The sequence below is a fragment of the Streptococcus sp. VTCC 12905 genome, assembly GCF_049893385.1.
In the GTDB taxonomy this organism is placed as follows: domain Bacteria; phylum Bacillota; class Bacilli; order Lactobacillales; family Streptococcaceae; genus Streptococcus; species Streptococcus suis_AA.
Genome location: NZ_JBMVJC010000023.1, coordinates 1 through 21,449, shown reverse-complemented (window position 1 = coordinate 21,449; position 21,449 = coordinate 1). Strand labels below are relative to the sequence as shown.

General features: G+C 41.7%; 27 protein-coding genes. All 27 read left to right on the top strand.

Going from position 1 to position 21,449, the window contains the following annotated elements; all coding sequences use genetic code 11:
* Positions 1 to 179: 179 nt before the first annotated feature.
* Positions 180 to 608: a helix-turn-helix domain-containing protein gene (locus ACPC58_RS08350; protein WP_434065756.1), complete on the top strand. Its 429-nt coding sequence runs from the start codon at positions 180 to 182 to the stop codon at positions 606 to 608.
* Positions 592 to 1,881: a PBSX family phage terminase large subunit gene (locus tag ACPC58_RS08345; protein WP_434065755.1), complete on the top strand. Its 1,290-nt coding sequence runs from the start codon at positions 592 to 594 to the stop codon at positions 1,879 to 1,881. Before ACPC58_RS08350 ends, ACPC58_RS08345 begins: the two co-directional genes overlap by 17 nt.
* Positions 1,882 to 1,884: 3 nt before the next feature.
* The gene (locus ACPC58_RS08340; RefSeq protein WP_434065754.1) at positions 1,885 to 3,360 is read left to right on the top strand and encodes a phage portal protein; all 1,476 of its coding nucleotides are present in this window, start codon (positions 1,885 to 1,887) and stop codon (positions 3,358 to 3,360) included.
* Entirely contained in the window at positions 3,335 to 4,873 is a 1,539-nt protein-coding gene (locus ACPC58_RS08335; protein WP_434065753.1) for a minor capsid protein, read from the top strand. Before ACPC58_RS08340 ends, ACPC58_RS08335 begins: the two co-directional genes overlap by 26 nt.
* A gap of 112 nt (positions 4,874 to 4,985) precedes the next feature.
* Complete coding sequence (locus tag ACPC58_RS08330; protein WP_434065752.1) at positions 4,986 to 5,309, top strand: hypothetical protein; 324 nt, start codon at positions 4,986 to 4,988, stop codon at positions 5,307 to 5,309.
* Positions 5,302 to 5,481, top strand: coding sequence for a hypothetical protein (locus tag ACPC58_RS08325; RefSeq protein WP_434065751.1), 180 nt, complete (start codon positions 5,302 to 5,304; stop codon positions 5,479 to 5,481). Before ACPC58_RS08330 ends, ACPC58_RS08325 begins: the two co-directional genes overlap by 8 nt.
* Positions 5,474 to 5,746, top strand: a complete 273-nt coding sequence (locus tag ACPC58_RS08320; RefSeq protein ID WP_434065750.1) for a hypothetical protein — start codon at positions 5,474 to 5,476, stop codon at positions 5,744 to 5,746. Before ACPC58_RS08325 ends, ACPC58_RS08320 begins: the two co-directional genes overlap by 8 nt.
* A gap of 11 nt (positions 5,747 to 5,757) precedes the next feature.
* On the top strand, positions 5,758 to 6,009 hold the full coding sequence (locus ACPC58_RS08315) for a DUF6275 family protein (RefSeq protein WP_434065749.1): 252 nt from the start codon (positions 5,758 to 5,760) through the stop codon (positions 6,007 to 6,009).
* Between the two features lie 174 nt (positions 6,010 to 6,183).
* Positions 6,184 to 6,735 carry a capsid assembly scaffolding protein Gp46 family protein gene (locus ACPC58_RS08310; protein ID WP_434065748.1) on the top strand — a complete coding sequence of 184 codons (552 nt, stop codon included), beginning with the start codon at positions 6,184 to 6,186 and terminating at the stop codon, positions 6,733 to 6,735.
* A gap of 11 nt (positions 6,736 to 6,746) precedes the next feature.
* Positions 6,747 to 7,640, top strand: coding sequence for a phage major capsid protein (locus ACPC58_RS08305; protein WP_392452366.1), 894 nt, complete (start codon positions 6,747 to 6,749; stop codon positions 7,638 to 7,640).
* A gap of 18 nt (positions 7,641 to 7,658) precedes the next feature.
* Positions 7,659 to 7,961: a hypothetical protein gene (locus ACPC58_RS08300; protein WP_434065747.1), complete on the top strand. Its 303-nt coding sequence runs from the start codon at positions 7,659 to 7,661 to the stop codon at positions 7,959 to 7,961.
* A 1-nt stretch (position 7,962) separates the two neighbouring features.
* The gene (locus tag ACPC58_RS08295) at positions 7,963 to 8,310 is read left to right on the top strand and encodes a phage head-tail connector protein (protein WP_392461727.1); all 348 of its coding nucleotides are present in this window, start codon (positions 7,963 to 7,965) and stop codon (positions 8,308 to 8,310) included.
* On the top strand, positions 8,307 to 8,612 hold the full coding sequence (locus tag ACPC58_RS08290; protein ID WP_434065746.1) for a hypothetical protein: 306 nt from the start codon (positions 8,307 to 8,309) through the stop codon (positions 8,610 to 8,612). The genes ACPC58_RS08295 and ACPC58_RS08290 overlap by 4 nt, the downstream gene beginning before the upstream one ends.
* Before the next feature lies 1 nt (position 8,613).
* On the top strand, positions 8,614 to 8,958 hold the full coding sequence (locus ACPC58_RS08285) for an HK97-gp10 family putative phage morphogenesis protein (protein ID WP_392452359.1): 345 nt from the start codon (positions 8,614 to 8,616) through the stop codon (positions 8,956 to 8,958).
* Positions 8,955 to 9,338, top strand: a complete 384-nt coding sequence (locus ACPC58_RS08280) for a hypothetical protein (RefSeq protein WP_434065745.1) — start codon at positions 8,955 to 8,957, stop codon at positions 9,336 to 9,338. Before ACPC58_RS08285 ends, ACPC58_RS08280 begins: the two co-directional genes overlap by 4 nt.
* Positions 9,339 to 9,878, top strand: coding sequence for a phage major tail protein, TP901-1 family (locus ACPC58_RS08275; RefSeq protein ID WP_312249656.1), 540 nt, complete (start codon positions 9,339 to 9,341; stop codon positions 9,876 to 9,878).
* Positions 9,879 to 9,935: 57 nt separating this feature from the next.
* On the top strand, positions 9,936 to 10,277 hold the full coding sequence (locus tag ACPC58_RS08270; RefSeq protein WP_392452355.1) for a tail assembly chaperone: 342 nt from the start codon (positions 9,936 to 9,938) through the stop codon (positions 10,275 to 10,277).
* Positions 10,278 to 10,348: 71 nt separating this feature from the next.
* A complete protein-coding gene (locus tag ACPC58_RS08265; RefSeq protein WP_434065744.1) occupies positions 10,349 to 10,651 on the top strand; it encodes a hypothetical protein in 303 nt (100 codons plus the stop codon).
* On the top strand, positions 10,651 to 13,287 hold the full coding sequence (locus ACPC58_RS08260) for a hypothetical protein (protein WP_434065743.1): 2,637 nt from the start codon (positions 10,651 to 10,653) through the stop codon (positions 13,285 to 13,287). Before ACPC58_RS08265 ends, ACPC58_RS08260 begins: the two co-directional genes overlap by 1 nt.
* 13 nt (positions 13,288 to 13,300) lie before the next feature.
* Complete coding sequence (locus tag ACPC58_RS08255) at positions 13,301 to 14,092, top strand: distal tail protein Dit (RefSeq protein WP_434065742.1); 792 nt, start codon at positions 13,301 to 13,303, stop codon at positions 14,090 to 14,092.
* Complete coding sequence (locus ACPC58_RS08250; protein WP_434065741.1) at positions 14,089 to 17,559, top strand: phage tail spike protein; 3,471 nt, start codon at positions 14,089 to 14,091, stop codon at positions 17,557 to 17,559. The genes ACPC58_RS08255 and ACPC58_RS08250 overlap by 4 nt, the downstream gene beginning before the upstream one ends.
* 9 nt (positions 17,560 to 17,568) lie before the next feature.
* Complete coding sequence (locus tag ACPC58_RS08245; RefSeq protein ID WP_434065740.1) at positions 17,569 to 17,778, top strand: hypothetical protein; 210 nt, start codon at positions 17,569 to 17,571, stop codon at positions 17,776 to 17,778.
* Between the two features lie 2 nt (positions 17,779 to 17,780).
* Entirely contained in the window at positions 17,781 to 18,125 is a 345-nt protein-coding gene (locus tag ACPC58_RS08240) for a hypothetical protein (RefSeq protein WP_434065739.1), read from the top strand.
* Between the two features lie 45 nt (positions 18,126 to 18,170).
* Complete coding sequence (locus ACPC58_RS08235; RefSeq protein ID WP_434065778.1) at positions 18,171 to 18,668, top strand: phage holin family protein; 498 nt, start codon at positions 18,171 to 18,173, stop codon at positions 18,666 to 18,668.
* Entirely contained in the window at positions 18,652 to 19,371 is a 720-nt protein-coding gene (locus ACPC58_RS08230; protein ID WP_434065738.1) for a CHAP domain-containing protein, read from the top strand. Before ACPC58_RS08235 ends, ACPC58_RS08230 begins: the two co-directional genes overlap by 17 nt.
* A 269-nt stretch (positions 19,372 to 19,640) precedes the next feature.
* Positions 19,641 to 20,603, top strand: coding sequence for an Abi family protein (locus ACPC58_RS08225; RefSeq protein ID WP_434065737.1), 963 nt, complete (start codon positions 19,641 to 19,643; stop codon positions 20,601 to 20,603).
* A gap of 254 nt (positions 20,604 to 20,857) precedes the next feature.
* On the top strand, positions 20,858 to 21,085 hold the full coding sequence (locus ACPC58_RS08220) for a Paratox (protein WP_434065736.1): 228 nt from the start codon (positions 20,858 to 20,860) through the stop codon (positions 21,083 to 21,085).
* Positions 21,086 to 21,449 lie beyond the last annotated feature (364 nt).

Genomic DNA, 21,449 nt, shown 5'->3' with positions numbered 1-21,449 from the left:
TATGGCAGTCAGCTGTTACAGCGTGCCTAAGTTGTTAAAATGTGGTGGCAACCTGGCTGGAAACAGCACAATTCTTAGATGTGGCAACAGTAACATCGCAAACCCACACAGCTTAGTTGGAAGTCTAAGCAAAGTCACACAACGAAGTGTGGCTTTTTATTTTGGAGGAGGTGATGAACATGGCAAGACCTAAGTACCAAGATTGGCTAACTGAAGATGGGTTGACACTTATGGGTGGTTGGGCGAGGAGCGGGCTTTCCGAGGAGCAGATTGCAAGTAATATGGGGATTGCACGTTCCACCTTGAATGAATGGAAGAAAAAACATTCGGACATTTCGGACACCCTAAAAAAGAACAAAGAAGTTGCTGATATGCAGGTGGAGAATGCCCTATTTGAAAATGCTAAGGGCTTTTACTACAAGGAAGATGTTGTTACTAATCAAGGAGACGTTGTTACTTTGACCAAATACAGTAAGCCTAATGTAACGGCTCAGATATTTTGGGTAAAAAATAGAATGCCTGACAAGTGGAGAGACAAGCAAGAGATTGAACAGACAACTCGCACTATTGAAATCAAGGTAGGTGAGTGGGATGCTGACGAAGACTAGACCTAAAATAAATATCGTCATTGACTATCCCAGCAGGGTCTTTAACAAACATATCTATGACAAGTTATATGACTACGTCACTTTTACAGAGGTCCACTATGGAGGGGCCTCAAGCGGTAAAAGTCACGGCGTAATTCAGAAGGTAGTCTTAAAAGCGTGTCAAAATTGGAAGCACCCTAGAAAGGTGCTTTTTCTGCGTAAAGTCGGCGCAACTGTACACGATTCTATTTTTGAGGACGTCAAGCAGTGTTTGGAGTTTTTTAAACTGCTTGATAAGTGCAAGGTCAATAATTCAGCTTATCGGATTGAGTTGCCGAACGGCGCTCAGTTTATTTTCAAGGGTCTTGATAACCCAGAGAAAATTAAGTCAATCAAAGGGATTTCCGATGTAGTCATGGAAGAAGCGTCTGAATTTACGTTGGATGATTATACCCAGCTTACACTACGTTTAAGAGACAGAAAACATAAGCAAAAGCAAATCTATCTCATGTTTAACCCGGTTTCCAAAGTGAACTGGACCTACAATGCCTTTTTCATTAAGTCACCAAAGAATACAGTAGTCTATCACACGTCATACAAGGACAATCGCTTTCTTGATCAGGTCACAATAGAGAACATAGAGGAACTGGCCAACAGGAATGAAGCCTATTACAAAATCTATGCCATGGGGGAATTTGCAACCCTGGACAAGCTGGTTTTTCCAAAATATGAGAAAAGGCTGCTTAACAAGGAAAAGCTGGCACATCTGCCTTCTTACTTTGGTCTGGACTATGGTTTCATCAATGACCCTTCAGCATTTTTGCATGTCAAGATTGATGACGAAAACAGAAAGCTCTACATCATGGAAGAATATGTGAGAAAGAACTTGACCAATGACAAGATAGCTGAGGCTATTCAAAACCTGGGCTATGGCAAGGAAGAAATCAGGGCTGACTCAGCGGAAAAAAAATCCAATCAGGAATTGCGAAACCTTGGTATCAGCAGAGTGATTGACGCTCTCAAAGGACCAGGGTCAGTGATGCAGGGTATTCAGTACATATTGCAATATGACATTGTTGTAGATGAAAGATGTGTCAAGACCATTGAAGAATTGGAAAACTACACATGGAAGAAGGACAAGAAAACAAATGAGTACATCAATGAGCCAGTTGATAGCTATAACCACTGCCTAGATGCAATTAGGTATGCTATTCAAGATAGAATTTACCAGGCTAAGAAAGACTTGGACGTTGATAAGACAATCAAGAAAATCAATAGACTGTTCAGGAGGTAAGCAGTGGACAAGGTAAACGAATTTGAACACGGCATTGACACCGTGACGAAAACACGAAGTGACAGCCTGGTTTTTGATAACCTGGCAAATGAACAATTCAGGTTCAGCAGTTCTGATGATCTGCTGAATACTGACAAGGGTAGGAAGGCTTTCAGGGATATGCTGGCAGCCTTTTTTGGTAGTCAGAAGAACCGCTTGAAGATTCTTGCTTCATATGCTCAAGGGGACAATTTCAGCATTTTGGCTGGACACCGTCGCCTTGATGATGAAAAGGCAGATTACCGAGTAAGACATAAGTGGGGTGGTTATATATCCAGTTTCGCTACAAGCTACGTCATTGGAAATCCCGTAACCCTAGGGTTAATTGATGGTAATGATGAGCAACTCAACACACTTAAAGAAATTGAGTGGCAAAATGACATCAATGCCCTAAACAGTGATCTGGCATTTGATGCCTCGGTTTATGGCAGGGCCTATGAATATCATTTCAGAGACAAGGACAACGTTGATCGTGTGGTCTTAATTAGTCCACTTGAAATGTTTGTCATCCGTGATTTGACTGTTGAACAGAACATCATTGCAGCGGTGCATTTGCCAGTCTATGACAATAAGGTCAATATGACCGTCTATACTAAGGACCAGGTCATCACCTACAAGCCATTTTCTCACAACGCAGTAAGGTTGGTTTCGGAAGGTGCAAACAAACACAGCTACAATGATGTGCCAGTAGTCGAATGGTGGAACAACCGTTTCCGAATGGGAGATTATGAAAGTGAACTCTCCTTGATAGATGCCTATGATGCTGGCCAGTCAGACACGGCTAATTATATGAGTGACCTGAATGATGCTCTTTTGTTGATTAAGGGAGATCTTGACAGTATCAACCTTGACCCAGAAAGTGCAGCCAAAATGAAAGATGCAAACATGCTTCTTTTGAAGACTGGAATTTCTCAAACAGGTCAACAGACAACAGTGGACGCTGACTACATTTACAAACAGTATGATGTCAACGGTACAGAGGCCTATAAAACCCGTCTGGCCAATGACATTCACCGCTTCAGTCGCATTCCAAATCTCGATGATGACCGCTTCAACTCAACGTCGTCTGGTATCGCTTTGCTTTACAAGATGATTGGTTTGGAACAGGTACGAAAAGACAAGGAAACTTACTTTACTAAGGCTTTGCGTCGTAGGTACGAGCTTGTCAGCAATATCCATAAAGCCATCAACGGCCCGGTAATTGAAGCAAACAAATTGACCTTTACTTTCCACCCTAATATCCCTCAAGATGTTTGGACGGAAATCAAGGCCTACATCGAGGCAGGCGGTGAGATTTCCCAGGAAACGCTCATGGAAAACGCTAGTTTTACTGACTACAAGACTGAACAAGGTCGGATTTTGAAACAGGGCGGTTCCAGTGATCTTGAAGTTGGCCAGATTGTAGGTGAGTCAGATGACGGACAAGCGGATAACAAGTAATCAGCGGTACAATGCAGAGCGAAAAGCCCAAGCTGAGCTGATGAAGCGTGACCTGGATCGTGACAAGGTATTGGCACAAATCTATCAAGAGTCATTTGACCGTATGCAAAGGGAAATTGACGGCTTTTACATGCGATATGCCAGAAGGGAAGGTCTGACTAAGCAGGAAGCTATGAAAAAAGCATCCGAAATGGATGTTACAAAGTTTGCTGATAAGGCTGCCAAGGCTGTCAAAGAGAAAGATTTTAGTCATGCAACGAATGAATGGCTCAAAGTCTATAACCTCAAGATGAAAGTCAGTCGGTTGGAGCTTTTGAAAGCAGAATTAACTCTTGAAATCCAAAATTTGACTGCTGAGGTTAACGAGGTCTTTGATAAGGCACGGACGGATGAATATTTGAACGAATACAAGCGTCAAGCAGGTATTTTAGGTATTTCATCCAGCGGAGCGAAAAAGCGCATGCAGAGCGTTTTAGACGCTGATTTCTACGGTCAGAAATTTTCTGCTAGAGTATGGGGCGGTCTTGGACTTCGTGCCACGCTTCAGAGAGAGGTGTTTGGTTCGCTTAACCGTATCTTTACAGACATGATGGGTTACAAGCAGGAAATGAAGCGCCTGGCCAAGAAATACGGCACCAGTGAACAGAATGCTAAACGATTGTTAAAGACTGAGATTGCACGGATTAACGCTGACACGCAGTACAGCATGCTCAAAGATAACGGCTTTACTCACATGATCTTCGTGGCAGAACCTGGAGCGTGTGACCTGTGTGGACCTTTAGACAAGGTAGCTATTCCGATTGAGGATGTGGAAAAAGGGGTCAATATGTACCCTATGCACCCCAATTGTCGCTGTTCTTCTTATGGTCATATCAAGATGGAATATAAAGCAGGTGGTAGCACGCTTGACCGTGAAGCGTCGAATGGTGTTTGGGGAGAAGATGACAAAGATGAAGCTAAGAAAGCAGGTCAGAAACAGATTTCAGCACAACTGCAGAAGCAAACCCCTCACGACGGCAAAAATTACCGTTCTGTGAAAGATGAGTGGTTGAACAATGTGGATCCTGCTAAAGCAAAACTTACTGACAGAAATTTTTGGGAACATGGCGGTAAGAAATATCAAGTGGATGGTCGCAATGTTGTGTTAGATTATAGTCCAAAAGAAAAAGAGACAGCACAATGGCTGTCTGAGCTTTTAGGTCGTCATGTTGAAATGGTTCCAAGGGTCAATTATCCTAAAAATATCCCTACCCCTGATTATCTAGTTGATGGTGTAAAGTTTGATTTGAAAGAAATTTCAGGAAGTGGCAAAAATGTCATTGATAACGCTTCAAAAAAAGCCAAGGAACAATCTGAAAACATTGTATTTGACATTACAAACACTCCATTATCCGAAGATGAAATTTTTGAGCTGCTTGATAAGGTTTATAAATCAGGCCGTCGTGGATTGAACACAGCGCTCATCAAAAAATCTGACAAACTAGTTGATATTATTGAACCAAAAGAAAAATAGAGGTGTCCCACCTCCTACCGCAGCAAGCTGTTTCAAGGGGAGATGGAAAACCTCTATTTCTTACTTAAATTATAACTCAAATAATCATTATTATCAAGAAAAGAGGTAAAGAATGAACAGAGATAAGAAACCAGGTATTGAAACTGTCAAAATTGGCGGTATTGTTTATGAAGTCAGCAAGAAACCAGACTTGCAAGGCAAAACTGGTGAATGGGGGCATATTGAGTACAAGACTGGTAAGATTGTGCTAGATGACTCTACCAGTCAGCAAATTGAAGACCAAACACTTATCCATGAAATCACTCATGGCATTTTGGTTGAAGCTGGTTACGTAGAACACGAGGAAGAACAGGCTGACCGCATTGGTAAAATTTTATATCAAGTCTTAACTGACAATGATTTCAGTTGGCTTTGGAAAGGAGGTTCTAATGGCTAATTTTTCAATTGACCTGGCGCTAAACTGGGAGAACCAAGACGAATTTCAGCGTTTACTGCAAAATGTCGACGAAGCCCAACAGGCGTACCAGAACGCTTTGAAAGAATTGTCTGAATTCAAACCAGACATTCAGGTTGTTTCTAAAAATGGAGGTTACAAGGCACATGAATAAACGAATCAAAAAGAAACGTGAACTTGAGAATGCTCTAAAACTAGCAGGAAATGCTGTTGAGTTCCTACTCGATCAAAATAATCAACTTTGGAACATTGTAGAGAAGATGGAAAAATTGAATAATCGAAACGTCCAAGCTACAAATAGTCGTTTCGATGCCATTGAAGTTAGTTTGAAATCTCTGAAAAATGATTCAAATATCTTAAAAATTGATGTAGAAGCCTTCACAAAGCAACAGAAGAAGTATTGGTTCAGTCGTAAATAAAGGAGAAAATTATGTTAGAAAAAGCAAAGAAATTGGCAGCTCAAGAATTTTCACGTCTGTCAGGTCGTGAAATCAAGACTGAAGACTGTTTTGTAGTTTGGTTCAGCAAAACCCTACAAAATTGGAAAGCATTAGTCAGCACTAATCAAATCAAGTCTGATGAAAAGTGTGGCGACTATGCGGAAGTAACTCATAATGGCGATAAATCAGAAACTTATGTGGATGTCTATGCCAAGGTATCAAACCGAGCAATCGAAGATTAGGAGATGGTCCCACATCTTGACAGCAGGAAAGACTGCTTGAAACTACTCAAAAATACTTAAAACCGTATGGAATCCCATGCGGTTTTCTCTTTGTCCAAACCGTGCTAGTGACGTTAATCCTTGCATGAGTTCGTGGAGGTTGCACGTTAAAGCGTAAAAGAAAGGAGCCAAGACATGGCAGAAGAACATAACAATCCAGCAGTTGATCTTGAACAAGGTCAAAACGGACAGGCTAGCAATCCGCCAGAACCTGAAAAGACAGTATCACTTGCTGAAATGCAACGTCGCTTGAAGCAGGCAGAAGAAAAGCATGCACAGGCGACACAAGAAGCTATTACACAAGCTCTTGAACAGTACAAAGCTGAGAACGAACTCTCAGGTAAGGAACTGGAAGAGTATCGCAAACAAGTAGCTGAAGCTGAAAAGCAAAAATTGCTTGATAAGATTTCTGACCTTGAGAAAGAACAAACCAAGCGTGAGCTGACAGACGAAGCTATCAAAACACTTTCAGAGCGAAAATTGCCAGTTAATGACAAGGTGCTTGGATTTGTGGTTAAAGACACTGCAGACGGGACCTTGCAGGCAATTGCTGACTTTGAAAGCATCATCAGCGAAATCAAAGCTGAATTTACGCAGTCCGAACCTCCCAAAGTGTCGTCTTCTTTCGGTGGTTCTAGCAAACAGAGTCCTGGCGATATTTTCCGAGACTCTCGCATTATCAAATAAGGAGTCAATAAATGACAGTACAAACTTTTAACCCTGAAAACGTCCTGGTTTCTCAAAAGAAAGATGGGACTTTGCACAAAGAATTTACCGACATCATCATGAAAGATGTTGCTCAAAATTCCCTTGTGATGCAACTTGGTCAGTACCAAGAGATGGATGGCCAGCAAGAAAAAACCGTTTATGTTCAAACGGATGGAATTTCAGCATACTGGGTAAATGAAACTGAGAAAATCAAGACTGATAAGCCAGAGGTGGTTCCAGTAACCCTGAAAGCTCACAAGCTTGGTATCATCTTGGTGACATCCCGTGAAGCCCTAAACTACACCTGGAAGAAATTCTTTGACGATATGAAGCCACAGATCGTTGAAGCCTTCTACAAGAAAATTGATGAAGCTGGTCTGCTTGGTCATGACACACCATTTGCGAACTCAGTCAATAAGGCTGCTAAAGATGCAGGTAAAGTCATTGGTGGTCCAATCACTTATGACAACATCTTGAAGCTTCAAGATGCACTTTACGACTCTGATGTTGAAGCAAATGCTTTTGTATCAAAAATTCAGAACCGCTCTGCCTTGCGTGAAGCTCGTGATGGAGATAAAGTATCAATCTTTGACAAGTCTGCTAACACCATCGACGGCATCACCACGGTTGACCTCAAATCTGCACACTTTGAAAAAGGTGACTTGCTTGCTGGTGACTTTGATAATCTTATCTATGGTGTTCCTTACAACATCAACTACAAGATTTCAGAAGAAGGTCAGATTTCTACCATCACAAATGCTGACGGTACACCAATAAACCTCTTCGAACAAGAAATGATTGCCATCCGTGCCACAATGGATATTGCAGTGATGATCACCAAGACAGATGCCTTTGCCAAATTGACACCTGCTGAACGTGTCTAAAAAGAAAGGAGCTAACTCATGGCTTATATCGTAACTAAAAACATCCTGGACACTAAGGATAATAATTACCTTTATGAGAAAGGTGAAACTTATCCACGTCCAGATTTGAACGTATCTGATAATCGTATCAAGGAACTGCTTGGTAAAGGTGTCATTGAGTCTGATGGTGCCGAAGGGGATTTGTCCCCAGATACCAAGGCAGAAAGTGATTTGAGTACAAAGGAACTCAAAGTCAAACTGGATGAGCTTGGTATCAAGTACGGTTCCCGTGCTAGCAAGGATGAATTGAAAGCCTTGCTTGATGGTGCTGAAGGGGAGTAATATGACAGATACCCAACTTTCTAAAATCAAGCGTCGGTTGGGTATTGCCCCTGACGACACAGAAGAAAAGGCCCTCATTGAAGACCTGGTTGACGATGCTGAAAGTTATTTTAAGCTCTTGACAGATACAACTGAAATTGATGCCAAATACAATTTTATGATTGAGAATGTGGTTTACAAGCTCTATGGTCGCAAAGGCTCTGAAGCCGTGACCTCTGAGACTGTGGACGGTTATTCAGTCACCTACCAGGAGCTGGATGACCTCTTTAAACCCTACATGAAAATTCTTAACAAGGATTTTGGTCTTGATGGTTCTCTAAGAGAGAAAGGCAAGGTGATGTTTCTATGAAGACACCTCACCGCATTACCTTGATCAGGGAAGCCGAACAGCCAAAGTACAATCCTGAAACAGATAGCTATGAGGCTGCTGAAGGTCAAAAAGAAGTTGTGCCCTGCCTGGTCAACTTCATCCAACAGGCCAAGGTCTTGAAAGAGTATGGCAATCAGACAGATGTTGTCATGATTTGCCGTTTTCAGCAAGCACAAGAGCCGTTTCAATCCGCTATCTATGATGATGGTAAGTACATTCCTATGGATCAGATTGATGCCCCTATCAAGGGAGCTGTCAGGCTCAAAAAGGTAGGTGGTTGATATGGCTGTTAAATGGCAGGGCATGGAAAAGCTAACCGCAACCATCAGCAACGCTCAACCAAAGGCAGTCGAACAGTCTTTGCAGGTTCTGAAAAATAATGGAGAAAAAGGAAAGAGGATTGCTAAGCAGTTGGCCCCTAAAGATACCGAGTTCTTGAAAGACCACATCACCACCTCTTACCCTGGTATGGAAGCCCATATTCACGGTGAGGCAGGTTATGACGGTTATCAAGAATATGGTACCAGGTACCAGCCAGGTACCCCTCACTTCCGTCCCATGTTGGAACAAATTCAGCCAGAATTTCAAAAAGACATGACCAACGTGATGAAAGGAGCTTTTAAGTGACCCCAAATCATGCTTTGTTTAGGCGGATTTTTGCCATCAGCAAGGTCAGGGTTGATACCTATGACTTTTTGCCTGATGCAAAGAGTGCCTATCCCTTTGTTTACATAGGCGAAAATAACGTCACAGAAAGCCCAAATAAGGACCTTCTGGGCAGATTGAGACAAACCGTCCACCTCTACGGTTTGAGGGAGGATAGGGCCAATCTGGACGATATTTCAGCCTATTTAGAAAGTGAGGTCAAGCGTGCCCATGATGGTTATGATTACCACCTACACCATGCTTCAACCTCTAAGCAAATTATCCCAGATAATACGGATGTCCAGCCCTTGCTCCACATTGTGCTGGACTTTACTTTTGATTACACCAAAAAGGAGAAATAGATGTTAATTCAAGGAAAAGACCTGATCGCATTCTTCCGTCGAGTAGCTGACCAGAAGAAACAAGATGCAGGCAAAGTCCGTTTTCAAACGGAACACACAATCAACTCTGAAAAAGAAGTTGAGAGCACCAGCACCAAGGATGGTGTTGTGAACAGCATTTCAGATGGCGAAACCAGCGCTGACTTCACTTCATTGGCCTACCGTGAAAATGTTGACACGGTCAACATGTGGAAGGAAATGCGTAAATGGTATCTGGCTAAAGACAAGGTTGAAGTTTGGCAGGTGGATCTTGGGAGCGCCCGTGTTGAAGGCGGTAAAACAGTCTATGACGTTGACTACTACCAAGGCTACTTCAAGAATTTTGAAATCTCAGCGCCTTCTGATGACAAGGTTGAATTGTCTTATGAAATGGCAATTGATGGCAACGGTGTTCAAGCTGTTGACTCATTGACTGAAACGCAAAAAGCAGCCGTTGAAGCTGCACAATACGCTTACCACACACTTGCAAAAGAAACTGATGCAACTGGTGTAGGTGTCTAGGTTAGATGACTGTTAGGGGCTTTATGCCCCTTATTTTTTTAAAAGGAGTTTTACAAAATGATTTTAACAATTGGTGGACGTGAATACACACTACGCTTTGGCCTCGGCTTTTTGCGTGAAATGAATAAACAGCACTCAGCAGAACTCGAAGGCATGAAAACAGGTTACGGTGCCATGACCCTCTTTAACGCAGGGCAAGCCCTTAATGACCCGATGGCCTTTGTAGACATCATCAAGGCTGGCACGGTCAACGAACCTCAAAAACCAAGTAACGAGGCTATCGAAGCTTACCTGGAAGACTTGATTGAAACTGACAAGTATGATCAGACTATCCAGGAGATTGTGGACGAGTTAAAAACATCACCCCTACTCAAAAAAGCCATGAACCTAGTCGAGTAGGGGAGCGACAAACGTCATCTTCTAACTTTGGATATGATGAAGCTATTGCCCTCTTGATTGCCAGACATGGCATGACCTACATTGAAGCAGCAAACACAACGCTTGAACAGTTCTATATTTACAATACTGCCTATGCTATTCAGCAGGAAGATAGGCGGTATCATTCAGCTATTCAAGCCTGGTTCATCCAGAGTGTCAAAGCGACAAAAGGCAATGGCAAAAGTGCTAAGTCAGCTTATAAGAATTTTGAGGATTTTTATAATCATAAAGAAGAATTTGACAAGTTGTTTGAGCCTGAACAACCAGCCAGGAAGGTTCTTGACCTGGCTGACAAAAACAGGCTACTTAATCAAGCGATGAAAGGAGGAAGTTGATGGGAGCAACGTTTGATGTCACGGCCATATTAAAAGCCAATGTTTCTGACTTTACGAGCGGACTCAAAGAAGCTCAGATGTCTCTTCAGAGTTTGAAAAATCAAACTGGCTCTAGCTTAGATAAAGTTAGTCAAACTTTGTCGACGGTTGGAGGTTCAATGATGAAAGTCGGTGCTGGAATGACTGCTGGTTTCACAGTTCCGGTTGTTGGTGCAATCGGTGGCGTCGTCAAGTCATTTGCAGAACTAGAACAGAATATAGGCGGTACTGAAGTTGTATTTGGCAGTTTTGCCAAGACTGTTCAAAAAGATGCAGAATCAGCTTATAAAAATATGGGACTTTCTGCATCGGACTATATGGCGACTGCTAATAAAATGGCTTCACTCTTTCAAGGTTCAGGTATTGAACAGAAGAAATCGATGGACCTTACCACTTCTGCTATGCAGAGGGCCGCCGATGTCGCTTCTGTTATGGGCGTTGACATGAGCATGGCGATGGAATCCGTTGCGGGTGCTGCAAAGGGTAATTTCACCATGATGGATAATCTTGGCGTAGCCATGAATGCGACAACAATTGAAGCGTACGCGCTTGAAAAAGGATTGAATTTCAAGTGGGAAACAGCAACGAATGCTGAAAAAGCGGAACTAGCCATGCAGATGTTTATGGAGCGGACTGAACAATTTGACGGAAACTTTTTGAAAGAATCAGAACATACTGTTGCAGGTTCTCTTGGTCGAATGAAGTCTGCTTTTTCTGATTTTGTAGCAGGTTTAGGCGATCCTGAAGCAAATATCAAGCAGTTAATGACAAATATGGGCGAGTCTATTAAAGTTTTTGCAGAAAATGTCAAGACGGTGGTTGGTACTATTTGGGATAACCTACCTCTGGCACCTTGGCAGAAGTGGCTAGGCGTTGTAGTGGTTGCTGCAGGACCATTTTTGCTAGCTCTTGGCACGATTGTTAGTACTGTTAGCAAAGTAATTGCGATAATTAGCGCAACATCAAAAGCTTTTATGGCTTTAAAAGCTGGATTTATCGCAGCGCAAACCGGCGGTACTGCTGTCACGGGCGTGTTTGGTACGCTTGGCGGTATTATCGGCGGTATTTCAGCTCCAGTCTGGGGTGTTATTGCAGCGATTGCCGCCTTAGTAGCTGGTTTTGTTATCCTCTTTAACACGAATGAGGAATTTCGGACGAAAGTCTTGGAAGTTTGGGAAGCAATTAAATCAGCTATTAGCACTGCAGTTGAAGCCGTGGTGTCTTTTGTTATGGATTTGTGGGGCCAAATGGTCGCCTGGTGGAACGAAAACCAAGAACTAATTAGACAAACTGCAGAGACAGTTTGGAATGGCATTAAAGCGGTTATTGAAACTGTTATGGCGATTATCGGTCCAATGCTGGAAGCAACGTGGAGTAATATCGTAACAATAATATCCACTGTATGGGAGATGATTAAGGTCGTCATTGAAACAGCATTAAATGTGGTCTTAGGAATCATCAAGGCGGTTATGCAGATGATCAACGGAGATTGGTCAGGAGCTTGGGAAACCATCAAAGGGGTTCTGGGTACTGTCTGGGAGGGTATCAAGTCCCTGGTACAGGTTGCTTTAGACGGTTTGGGTCAAATTATCCAGACAGGGCTTGACTTTTTGAAATCAATTTGGGACACCATTTGGAATGCAATCTCCTCTACGCTGTCGACTATTTGGGAGTCGATTAAAAATACAGTAATGAGCGTCTTGCAACCGATAGCTGCCTTTATTAGTCAGGTTTTGAAGACTATACAGGTTGTTTGGGAGTTGACTTGGGACAGCATAAAAACGGTCTTCGCTGCCTTGCTGTTGGTCATTGTCGGTTTGGTAACAGGTAATTTTGACATGGTCAAAGAGGCTATTTCAAAGGCTTGGGGCAAGATCAAGTCAAATACAGAGCAAATTTGGAATGTTCTCAAAGCGTTCTTGTCCAATACTTGGGAAAATATCAAATCGGTTGTCTCTAATGCAGTTGACAATGTGAAGAATTTTGTTTCAGATGGGTGGAACAGAGTTGTTAGTACAGTCACAAATGCAGGACCAAGAATTGTTTCAGCAGTCCGCAATAGTTTCAATGATGCTGTTAATGCTGCAAAAAACTTTGTCAGTCAGGCAATCAGTGCTGGTGCTGACCTTATCAGTGGATTTGTCCAAGGGGTTGCTAATGCGGCGGGTCGATTGATTTCAGCTGTAAGTAATGCTGTTGGTGGAGCTATCAACGCAGCCAAAAACTTGCTTGGTATCAGGTCGCCTTCCCGTGTCTTCCGCCAGTTCGGTCTATTCACGGATGAAGGTTTTGTGATTGGTGTCAAAGCAGGTACTGGAAAGGTTTTGAAATCAATGGCAGGAATGGCCCAGGGGGCTATTTCAGCCTTCACAGGTCAAGATGTGGCTGGTAGCTTGCAAAGTGAATTGGGTGCAGTAGATGGCGAACTAGGTCGTTTGACGGCCTATGACCCATCTGTGTCCTTTAGTGGTGGCACACTTACCGTTGGCCAACAGGCGGCAGATATTGTCCTGAAAATGGGCAATAGCGTCTATCGGGCCTTTACGGAAGATATTACCAACGCTCAAGAGATGGAGTTGATTTTGGATCATTACTAGGAAGGAGAAAGCTATGTATAATTACGCTAGTTTGAAAAAAGTTGACGGAACTATCACGGCTTTCGAGCCTAGTGACAACATGTCCATCAACGGTGTGCCCCTCAATCAACTGGTCGAGGGCTACCGTCATTTGACGGTGACAGGAAGGGGCTTGCTTGGTCAATCGGTCAAGACAACCTCCGTCCCTGGTCGTCGCGGTGTGTGGGTGGAAGATGTATCTGATGATGAGCGTGTGCTCGAAATCAAGTACCAACTGGAAGCTAGAACCAGTGCGGACATGCGGGATAAGTTTGCAAAACTCAACAGGATTTTGCGAACTCTTGCAAGTAGTGGTTATCTTGAAATCACATTTAAGGATGAGCCAGGTTTTACCTATTACGGCTATTTCAGTGGGGCTGATGATATTGAGGAAAATTCACTTTCTATTGTCAGTAAGTTTTCTTTGATTGTGCCAGACGGATATAAGAAAAAGGCAGCCCAGAACTCTACTGGGCTTGTTTCTTTATCGGATGCCTTGGAGGTCTTGCCTGAGTCCATCACAGTCACACCGACTGGAACGGTTAATCAGGTCCAGATTATCAATGGAACTAAGATTTTATCTTTTTCTGGTTCGTATGTGGCTGGGAAAGACATTGTGGTCAGATTTGGAGCTGATGAAGTGACTGCTACTTATGACGGCAGGAGTATCCTTAGTGAGCTGGAGCGGTTCAGTCCGCTGGAACAATTCACGGTCAAGAATGGAGACACCATCACGGCAAAGAATGCCACAGTAAAAAATGTAGTTTGGAGGGATGAGAGAGCGTGATTTATTTATTTGATAAAGATGAGAAGCTGATCAAGATTGTCAGAAAATCAGCTGTCAAGACTGCCCTGCAAAAGTACGCATTGACAACTGAGCGTTATGTGTCTGACCGTTTGACGGTTGAACTCAAAGGACTGAATGCGGATGAGTTGGAACAGGTCGAGTACATGGCTATTCAGACTATGGAAGATGCTCATATTTTTCACTATTTCTACGTTGCCCAAAAATCTTCGGATGAACTGACTACCTTGATTGGTGTACAGTCGGGGATTGAGGAATTGCGGAAGTCGCCAATTTATGACAAACGGCCTCAAAATGCCCTAGCTCGTGATGTGATTACGGATTTGCTTGCTGGCACCAACTGGCAAGCTCGTTTTGTTGGCGAAACTACTGCACACAGTACCAATTTCTACTATACCTCGGTTTTCGATGCCTTGAAAAAGGTCTGTGAAGTCTGGGATTTGGAGATGCAATTTTTCGTCGAGATGAACGGCAATCGCATCGGTGCCCGTAACATTGACTTTAAGCGAAGAATTGGTGAAGCAGTCGGCAAGCGTGTGGTCTATGGTCACAATGCCCTGCAAATCTTACAAGAGGTGGAGCGTACCAACATCTTTACTGCCCTTATCGGTCGTGGCAAGGGTGAGGAAACTGGTGACGGCTACGGTCGGAAAATCACGTTTGAAAACGTAGTTTGGTCAACAACACAAGGAAATCCAGTAAACAAGCCAGCAGGGCAGAAATACCTGGAATTACCTTTGATGACAAGGGAGTATGGGATCAAGAATGCTGACGGCTCTATGCGTCCGAAAATCGGTTTTGTGGACTTTTCGGAAGAAGCGAATCCAGAGGTCTTGATTGAACGGACTTACAAGGCTTTGATTGATGCTGCACGTCCGCAGTTGACCTTAAAGACATCTAGTGTCTATTTGAAGGGGGTCAAGGTTGGGGACACTATACGAGTTGTCAGACATGATAAAAAACTGGACTATGATACCAGGATTTTTGAAATTACTTTCAACCGACTCAACAACCAATCCAGTGACATCAAGCTTGGTGACAGAATTGGGGAAAGTAACGAGGCAAAAGCTCAAAAAATTGCTGACAAGGCTGTTGAGCAGTTTGTAAATAACGAGTTTTCAAATTTTGTCCAAAACCTGCCAGATTATCTGCCTAGCGCCGATGGTTTTAATAATAACTGGTACGGTGCCGAAGACCCTACTGTCCAGTATCCAGGTAAGGTGCTGATCAACGATATTTGGTATAAACCTGATCCAGAGCATGAGGGACATAAAATCATGTTACGCTGGTCTGGAGAAGTTTGGGAAGAAATCCTACGGACTTACGAAAGCGAAGCCCTGCGAGATAGGATTGCGGAAGAAATCGCCCAAGTCAACGCGTCTATGCGGGCCCAATCGGAGGAGCACGACAGACAAGTCGCAGACATCTTGTCGCAGACACAGTCTGTTGAAGAGCTTGCCAACCAAGCCAAAACGGATGCTGTTAATGCTATCAATGGTACGCTGGAAGCTAAGCAATTAGCCCAGACTGCTGGTGGTCAAATTAGCCAAGTCCAGCTAGCAGTAGATGAGGCTAATCGGCAAATTTTGCAGAGAGTGACCAAGGTAGAGTTTAACCCTATTACTCAGCGGCTAAGTAGCGCCGAAACAACCATCCTTACGCAAGCCGGCCTGATTGAGCAGCGCTTGACTAGTACACAGGTCGAGTCAGCTATCACAAGCAAAGGCTATATTACAAGTAGTGCATTGCAACCGTATGCATTGGCTACAACTGTGCAAAATCTTGTCAAAGAGACTGCAGATAGTTTCAGTCGGACTATAAGCGAGACAAGAGCGCTAATCCCAACTGATTTCAGCGGAGGAAACCTCATCCGAAATGGCGGATTCCCAACTAATACTCAGTATTGGTATTGGAGTGGACAGATGATTGTGTCACAACACGACTTTTACTACAATGGTCAAAAAAAACTCTTTTTGTTGTATACTGATGGAACTGCTGAAATAACGGCATTAAGCAATCGCTTTGAAGTAAAGAGGAACACAGACTATACGCTGTCTTTTTATGCTTTTGCTGGAAGCAACGTAAGAAACTCTGACGTATGGTTCCTTGGACGAAAATCAAATGAAACTGATGATTTTACATCTGCTAGCAGAATCATTGACAGTCGTAGATTTTCAAATTTAAAAGCCGAGTATGTCACTGTTACATTCAACTCTGGTAATAATGATAGTGGTTATATTCGTTTTGATAATAATGGTTCGACTGATGGGATTCATGCAGTGTTATTTTTTGGCGAGGTTATGCTTGTTGAAGGCACGACACCAAGAAAATGGGAAGCGTGTCTTGATGATTTTGTGACCGAGATCAAATACAATGTGGTCAAAGATACAGTTGACAGTCACACACGTACCATCGGCGCTGTTGGTACGAGCGGAAGTATCCTAGACAATGTCAGCAAGGTTACGCAGACTGCAGCAGGCTTGGTGCAGGAAGTATCTGGTACTAATGGACTTAAGACACAGGTCAGCACACTTGCTGGGTCCTGGGCTGTGAAAAATCTGACCAATTCAGGCACAGTACTCAATCAGATTAATCTAAACAAAGATGGGTCTATTAAGATTGACGGTAGTCTCGTGCAGATTACTGGTAAGACATACATACAGGACGGTGTGATTACATCCGCTAAGATAGCTGACTTAGACGCTGGTAAGATCACAACTGGCTATCTAGCATCGGCTAGGATAGCTACCAACAGCATCACAGGTAGTCATATTGCGTTTGACCAAGCGTTTTTTAACAACTTTATGGCTAAAGAGGCTTATCTCAAACAGATTTTTGCTAAAAATGCATTCATCACGCAGGTACAGACCGTCACTTTGTCAGCGAGCCAAATTTCTAGCGGGATTGCTAAAGCTCTAAACGGTGGTATGGATGTAAATTTCGATGAAAGTAAAATCAACTTTTACACAAACGTAGCTGCAATAAGACGTATCTATACTGGACACCCTACCCAATTTATAAAATTTGAAACTGAAGGAAATTACTCGCGAACAATCATCGGGAGCAACCGAAACGGAGGAGAAGTTTTTAATTCAGCAACATTTGCAGGGATTGTCACAGAAAACACAAATAACATAAACACAGAAGACCGTGTGAGAATTTATGGAGACAGCACGCTACTAAGACATGCACAAGGTGATGTAGGTTGGAATATCAATTCTGTCACTCAACGTATAGTCCCTGCCGATATGAACGCAGAGTCCGAAATTTGGGCTAAGCACTTTGTGGCTCCGGATAAAAATTCGAAGCCTGTCCGATTGGATACAGCGGTGGCAGCGCTATGGGACATATGGAATCATATTATTTACAACAACTTTGAGTTTAACGAAGCACTTCGCACACACATAAGAACCAGACGTGACAACTGGGCATTTGAATTAAATATATAGGAGTAAACCATGAACCAAGAACAAATCACACAAGCGCTACGCTTGACTAACAATGACCTAGTGACAAAGCTGTCAGAGGAGATGACGACGAAAAACTTGCTCGCTGTGCAACTAACAGAAGCGCAACAGATTATCGCACAACTGCAAGCAGAGATTGCAGAATTAAACACGCAACTGGATGAAGCTACTAAACCAGAGGAAATTATCGAAGGAGAATAAACATGACTGAAACTACTAACAACACATTACTCGACTTATCAACTATCACAGAACCATTTGACATTGCTACAGCTTTGGTCTATATGAAAGAAAATGGAGAGTTTATCCGTTGCAAGTCAGAGACCCAGGACTTTTACATGTACAGAGACATGCAAAAGCGCCCTACTATCGTTAATGGTCAACGTCAATTTGTAGATGTGGAGTCCGTTTGGGCCTTTAACCAATGGGGTGGGACAACAACAACAATCAACGTTTCCGATCTGTTTAAAGAGGATTATTACATCATGAAGTTTGACGAAAACGGGAATCCAGATTGGTCTCAACCGGCCGTTGGGACGGAGGCATAATACATGGCTATGATGTTATCAAAAATGCAACCACATCCACATGGGATGTTTGATTTTTTACGCGAACTTATCGTAACAGAGGACGGATTGGTCCTCTTTTTGCTTGGGTTAATCGTAACCATGGAAATTGTTGATTTTTTATCGGGCACGTTTGCTGCTATGATCAACCCAGATATTGATTATCGATCTAAAATTGGTATTAACGGTCTTATCCGTAAAATAATGGGTATTATCTTGCTCACGGTACTAATTCCAATGTCAGTACTTTTGCCAGAGCAGACGGGTGTGGCATTTCTTTATACAATTTATGTTGGCTATCTAATCTTGACTTTTAAGAGTTTAGTCGAGAACTACGGCAAAGCAAAAGGGGATACAAGCATTTTTGCAAATGTAATTGTCGCACTTGAAAAATTGGTTAGAAACGAACCTAGAACCCTTGACACCAGCAAAAACTCTGGGACCATCCAGCCCGAAAAATTGAAAGCAGATTTGGGCGAAGGCAATATTTATTTTGAAGGAGAACCACATGACGACAGTAAATGAAGTAGTTAATTTTGCCAAAGACCTTGCCAATCGTGGTCAAGGTGTGGATTATGATGGTTGGTACGGCAAGCAGTGTGTAGACCTACCCAATTGGATCTGCGGTAAGTATTTTGGCAAGGCCCTTTGGGGCAATGCGATTGATTTGATTAAATCAGCAAAGCAACATGGTTTTGAGATACATTACATGCCTACGTCTGAGCGTCCTCGTCCAGGGGCTATCTTTGTCAAAAATTACTGGGCTAGAGACGGTATCAACTATGGGCACACAGGATTGATTATCGGTGTTAGTGGCAATACCGTCCAAACGATCGAGCAAAACTTGGTAGGTAATTTGTCAGTCGGTGGTCCTGCTCAGTACTCTAGTCAGCAAATCAGCAATCTTGTCGGCTGGTTTTATCCACCTTACAGTGACTCTACTGCAGTACCTACACAGTCAAGTAGTGGAAATATCGGAAAATACAAAGACGAGCAAGGGACAATGACTGTTAAAGTGTCTTTGCTCAATGTCCGAGACAAACCTGGTCTTGACGGTAAAATTGTGGCTACTTACGCTTACGGCGAGCAGTTTAACTATGATTCGGTCTATATTGCTGACGGTTACTTTTGGGTATCGTACGTTAGCCGCAGCGGTGTACGTCGCTATGTAGCAGCAGGGGAAGAGTCAAACCGACGTAATGTCGTGCCTTACGGTACGTTTAAATAGATTTTTAGTCCAGCGGTCTGCTGGGCTTTTTTTGTTGCCGAAAAAAAATTTTAACAAAAAAATCGAATATATTGTATTGTTTTTGTTTTTTAAGAAATATAGATACAACATGTTGAATTTATCTATAAACATAGTTATTGCAGATAATAATATTTGTTGACTATTATTGATAATATTGTATAATAAATTCAGATGACAATCCCCTCATTTCCTTTATAGGCAGACACGTTCTGAAAATGAGGGTTCTTTTTTTGGATTTTGGAGAAAGTATGAATACACCAACAGCCTTGGAATGGGAGAAACAAATCGATCTTTTTAAACAAAGAGGAATGGATATTGGAGACGCTAAATTAAACCAAGAAAAATTACAGCATATAAGTTACTATCGCTTAAAAGAGTTTGCACGTCCGTTAGCAAAAATTAGCAAAAAAAATGGTTATGCCGACATATCATATGACGGTATAACATTTAAACAAGTTTTAACTAGATACTATCAGGATAAGAACTTAAGAATTAATCTATTACATGCAATTGAAAAAATAGAAGTATCATTAAAAACTAAGGTGTCCTATATTCTTGGGAAAAATTATGGAGCATTCGGGTATTTAAATTTTTCAAATTGGACGAATAGAACAAAATTTAAAAAATTTGAAATCGAAAAGCAACAATATTATTTTAAGAGCAAACTATTAAAAACAATTGAACTATCGAATCATTCAGAATTAAAAAATGTACAAAATCTTAATTCTGATGGTTTTCCATCAGTATGGCTCACTATTGATATGTTGATGTTTGGGGAATTAATCAACTTGATTGGTTTAATGAGTAAAAATAATAAAAAACAGTTGGCCAGCTTTTATAACTGTAGCGTCAAGGAGCTATTATCTTGGATCAAATGTTTAAATTTTATCAGAAATATATGCGCCCATAATTCCAATATTTTAGATATTCAATTACAGACTACACCAGTTAAAAATATAGATTGGGATAACCATCTTTTTGTTATTTCTAGCAAGAAAGGTAATAGAACTACAAATAGATTAGCGATAGTAATATTTATAATAATTGATCTGGTGGCGCAAATTAATCCCAAATACGATTGGAAAAAAATAACGTCAAATTTAAAAACAATCGTAAAAAGTAATCCACAGAATGCACATCTATTAGGATTCAAAGACGAGAAGTCAGTTGAAAATTTGTATGAATACATACAAAGCAAGAAAACAAACTGAAAATAAAAACATATACAAAGACCTTGCTTTGTCAGGGTCTTTTCATTACACCGGGCAATCAGCTAATTTCAAAAAAATAGCGTTTTTTTGATTTTCGATAGCAAAATACTTGCTTTTATCACGGACAATTTTAAAAATTGCCGTTTTTTTGATTTTCGATAGCAAAATACTTGCTTTTATCACGGACAATTTTAAAAATTGCCGTTTTTTCGATTTTTTAAAAAAATTGCGAATATACAAGTAGGAGGAAAAACATGTTAGAATTTAGCGAATTAAAGCAAGCAGTAGATGACGGATATATCAAAGGCGACACGGTGATGATAGTACGTCGTGACGGCAAGATATTTGACTACGTCTTGCCTTGCGAGGTAGTTAGGCCTTGGGAGATTGTGTGTGAAGAGAAGGTAGTGGACGTGATGAGGGAATTAAAAAAGACCTTGTCCAGAGGTCGTAGTCGGGGAGTAACTGTGCAATCCTTTTAAGTAGAGTCTTTTTTATTTTTATGCTATAATGAAAGTGAAATTTAGGTACTCAAAAAAGCGAAAAAATTTGCCCCTGGAACAAATTATGGATGTAAGGGGCAAAAAAGGGGCATAAGTTCAAAACTTACCAATTCTAATGAGCGAAATAAATTTAGTTTTAATACTTATAAAGGCTTATATTGACAAGATTTATACTATTATATATCATTGAAATATTTCGTTCATTTAAGGATGCAGTAAAATAAAACAGTCTGGGGATAGACTGTTTTATCCCTCGCTTAAAAATAAGGCTCTATAATTTCTGTAGTGGGTAAATCCACTGTAGAGATTATGGAGCCTTTTTTAGTGTAGAAAAAAAGTCCCA

What these genes read in the sequence shown, in the direction of transcription:
- ACPC58_RS08260 (WP_434065743.1), top strand. Translation starts at nt 10,651, where the DNA reads ATGGGAGCAACGTTTGATGTCACGGCCATATTAAAAGCCAATGTTTCT.
- ACPC58_RS08320 (WP_434065750.1), top strand. Translation starts at nt 5,474, where the DNA reads ATGAATAAACGAATCAAAAAGAAACGTGAACTTGAGAATGCTCTAAAA.
- ACPC58_RS08240 (WP_434065739.1), top strand. Translation starts at nt 17,781, where the DNA reads ATGACTGAAACTACTAACAACACATTACTCGACTTATCAACTATCACA.
- ACPC58_RS08225 (WP_434065737.1), top strand. Translation starts at nt 19,641, where the DNA reads ATGAATACACCAACAGCCTTGGAATGGGAGAAACAAATCGATCTTTTT.
- ACPC58_RS08325 (WP_434065751.1), top strand. Translation starts at nt 5,302, where the DNA reads ATGGCTAATTTTTCAATTGACCTGGCGCTAAACTGGGAGAACCAAGAC.
- ACPC58_RS08255 (WP_434065742.1), top strand. Translation starts at nt 13,301, where the DNA reads ATGTATAATTACGCTAGTTTGAAAAAAGTTGACGGAACTATCACGGCT.
- ACPC58_RS08285 (WP_392452359.1), top strand. Translation starts at nt 8,614, where the DNA reads ATGGCTGTTAAATGGCAGGGCATGGAAAAGCTAACCGCAACCATCAGC.
- ACPC58_RS08345 (WP_434065755.1), top strand. Translation starts at nt 592, where the DNA reads ATGCTGACGAAGACTAGACCTAAAATAAATATCGTCATTGACTATCCC.
- ACPC58_RS08235 (WP_434065778.1), top strand. Translation starts at nt 18,171, where the DNA reads ATGTTTGATTTTTTACGCGAACTTATCGTAACAGAGGACGGATTGGTC.
- ACPC58_RS08310 (WP_434065748.1), top strand. Translation starts at nt 6,184, where the DNA reads ATGGCAGAAGAACATAACAATCCAGCAGTTGATCTTGAACAAGGTCAA.
- ACPC58_RS08350 (WP_434065756.1), top strand. Translation starts at nt 180, where the DNA reads ATGGCAAGACCTAAGTACCAAGATTGGCTAACTGAAGATGGGTTGACA.
- ACPC58_RS08315 (WP_434065749.1), top strand. Translation starts at nt 5,758, where the DNA reads ATGTTAGAAAAAGCAAAGAAATTGGCAGCTCAAGAATTTTCACGTCTG.
- ACPC58_RS08305 (WP_392452366.1), top strand. Translation starts at nt 6,747, where the DNA reads ATGACAGTACAAACTTTTAACCCTGAAAACGTCCTGGTTTCTCAAAAG.
- ACPC58_RS08270 (WP_392452355.1), top strand. Translation starts at nt 9,936, where the DNA reads ATGATTTTAACAATTGGTGGACGTGAATACACACTACGCTTTGGCCTC.
- ACPC58_RS08290 (WP_434065746.1), top strand. Translation starts at nt 8,307, where the DNA reads ATGAAGACACCTCACCGCATTACCTTGATCAGGGAAGCCGAACAGCCA.
- ACPC58_RS08295 (WP_392461727.1), top strand. Translation starts at nt 7,963, where the DNA reads ATGACAGATACCCAACTTTCTAAAATCAAGCGTCGGTTGGGTATTGCC.
- ACPC58_RS08330 (WP_434065752.1), top strand. Translation starts at nt 4,986, where the DNA reads ATGAACAGAGATAAGAAACCAGGTATTGAAACTGTCAAAATTGGCGGT.
- ACPC58_RS08300 (WP_434065747.1), top strand. Translation starts at nt 7,659, where the DNA reads ATGGCTTATATCGTAACTAAAAACATCCTGGACACTAAGGATAATAAT.
- ACPC58_RS08220 (WP_434065736.1), top strand. Translation starts at nt 20,858, where the DNA reads ATGTTAGAATTTAGCGAATTAAAGCAAGCAGTAGATGACGGATATATC.
- ACPC58_RS08230 (WP_434065738.1), top strand. Translation starts at nt 18,652, where the DNA reads ATGACGACAGTAAATGAAGTAGTTAATTTTGCCAAAGACCTTGCCAAT.
- ACPC58_RS08265 (WP_434065744.1), top strand. Translation starts at nt 10,349, where the DNA reads ATGACCTACATTGAAGCAGCAAACACAACGCTTGAACAGTTCTATATT.
- ACPC58_RS08275 (WP_312249656.1), top strand. Translation starts at nt 9,339, where the DNA reads ATGTTAATTCAAGGAAAAGACCTGATCGCATTCTTCCGTCGAGTAGCT.
- ACPC58_RS08245 (WP_434065740.1), top strand. Translation starts at nt 17,569, where the DNA reads ATGAACCAAGAACAAATCACACAAGCGCTACGCTTGACTAACAATGAC.
- ACPC58_RS08335 (WP_434065753.1), top strand. Translation starts at nt 3,335, where the DNA reads ATGACGGACAAGCGGATAACAAGTAATCAGCGGTACAATGCAGAGCGA.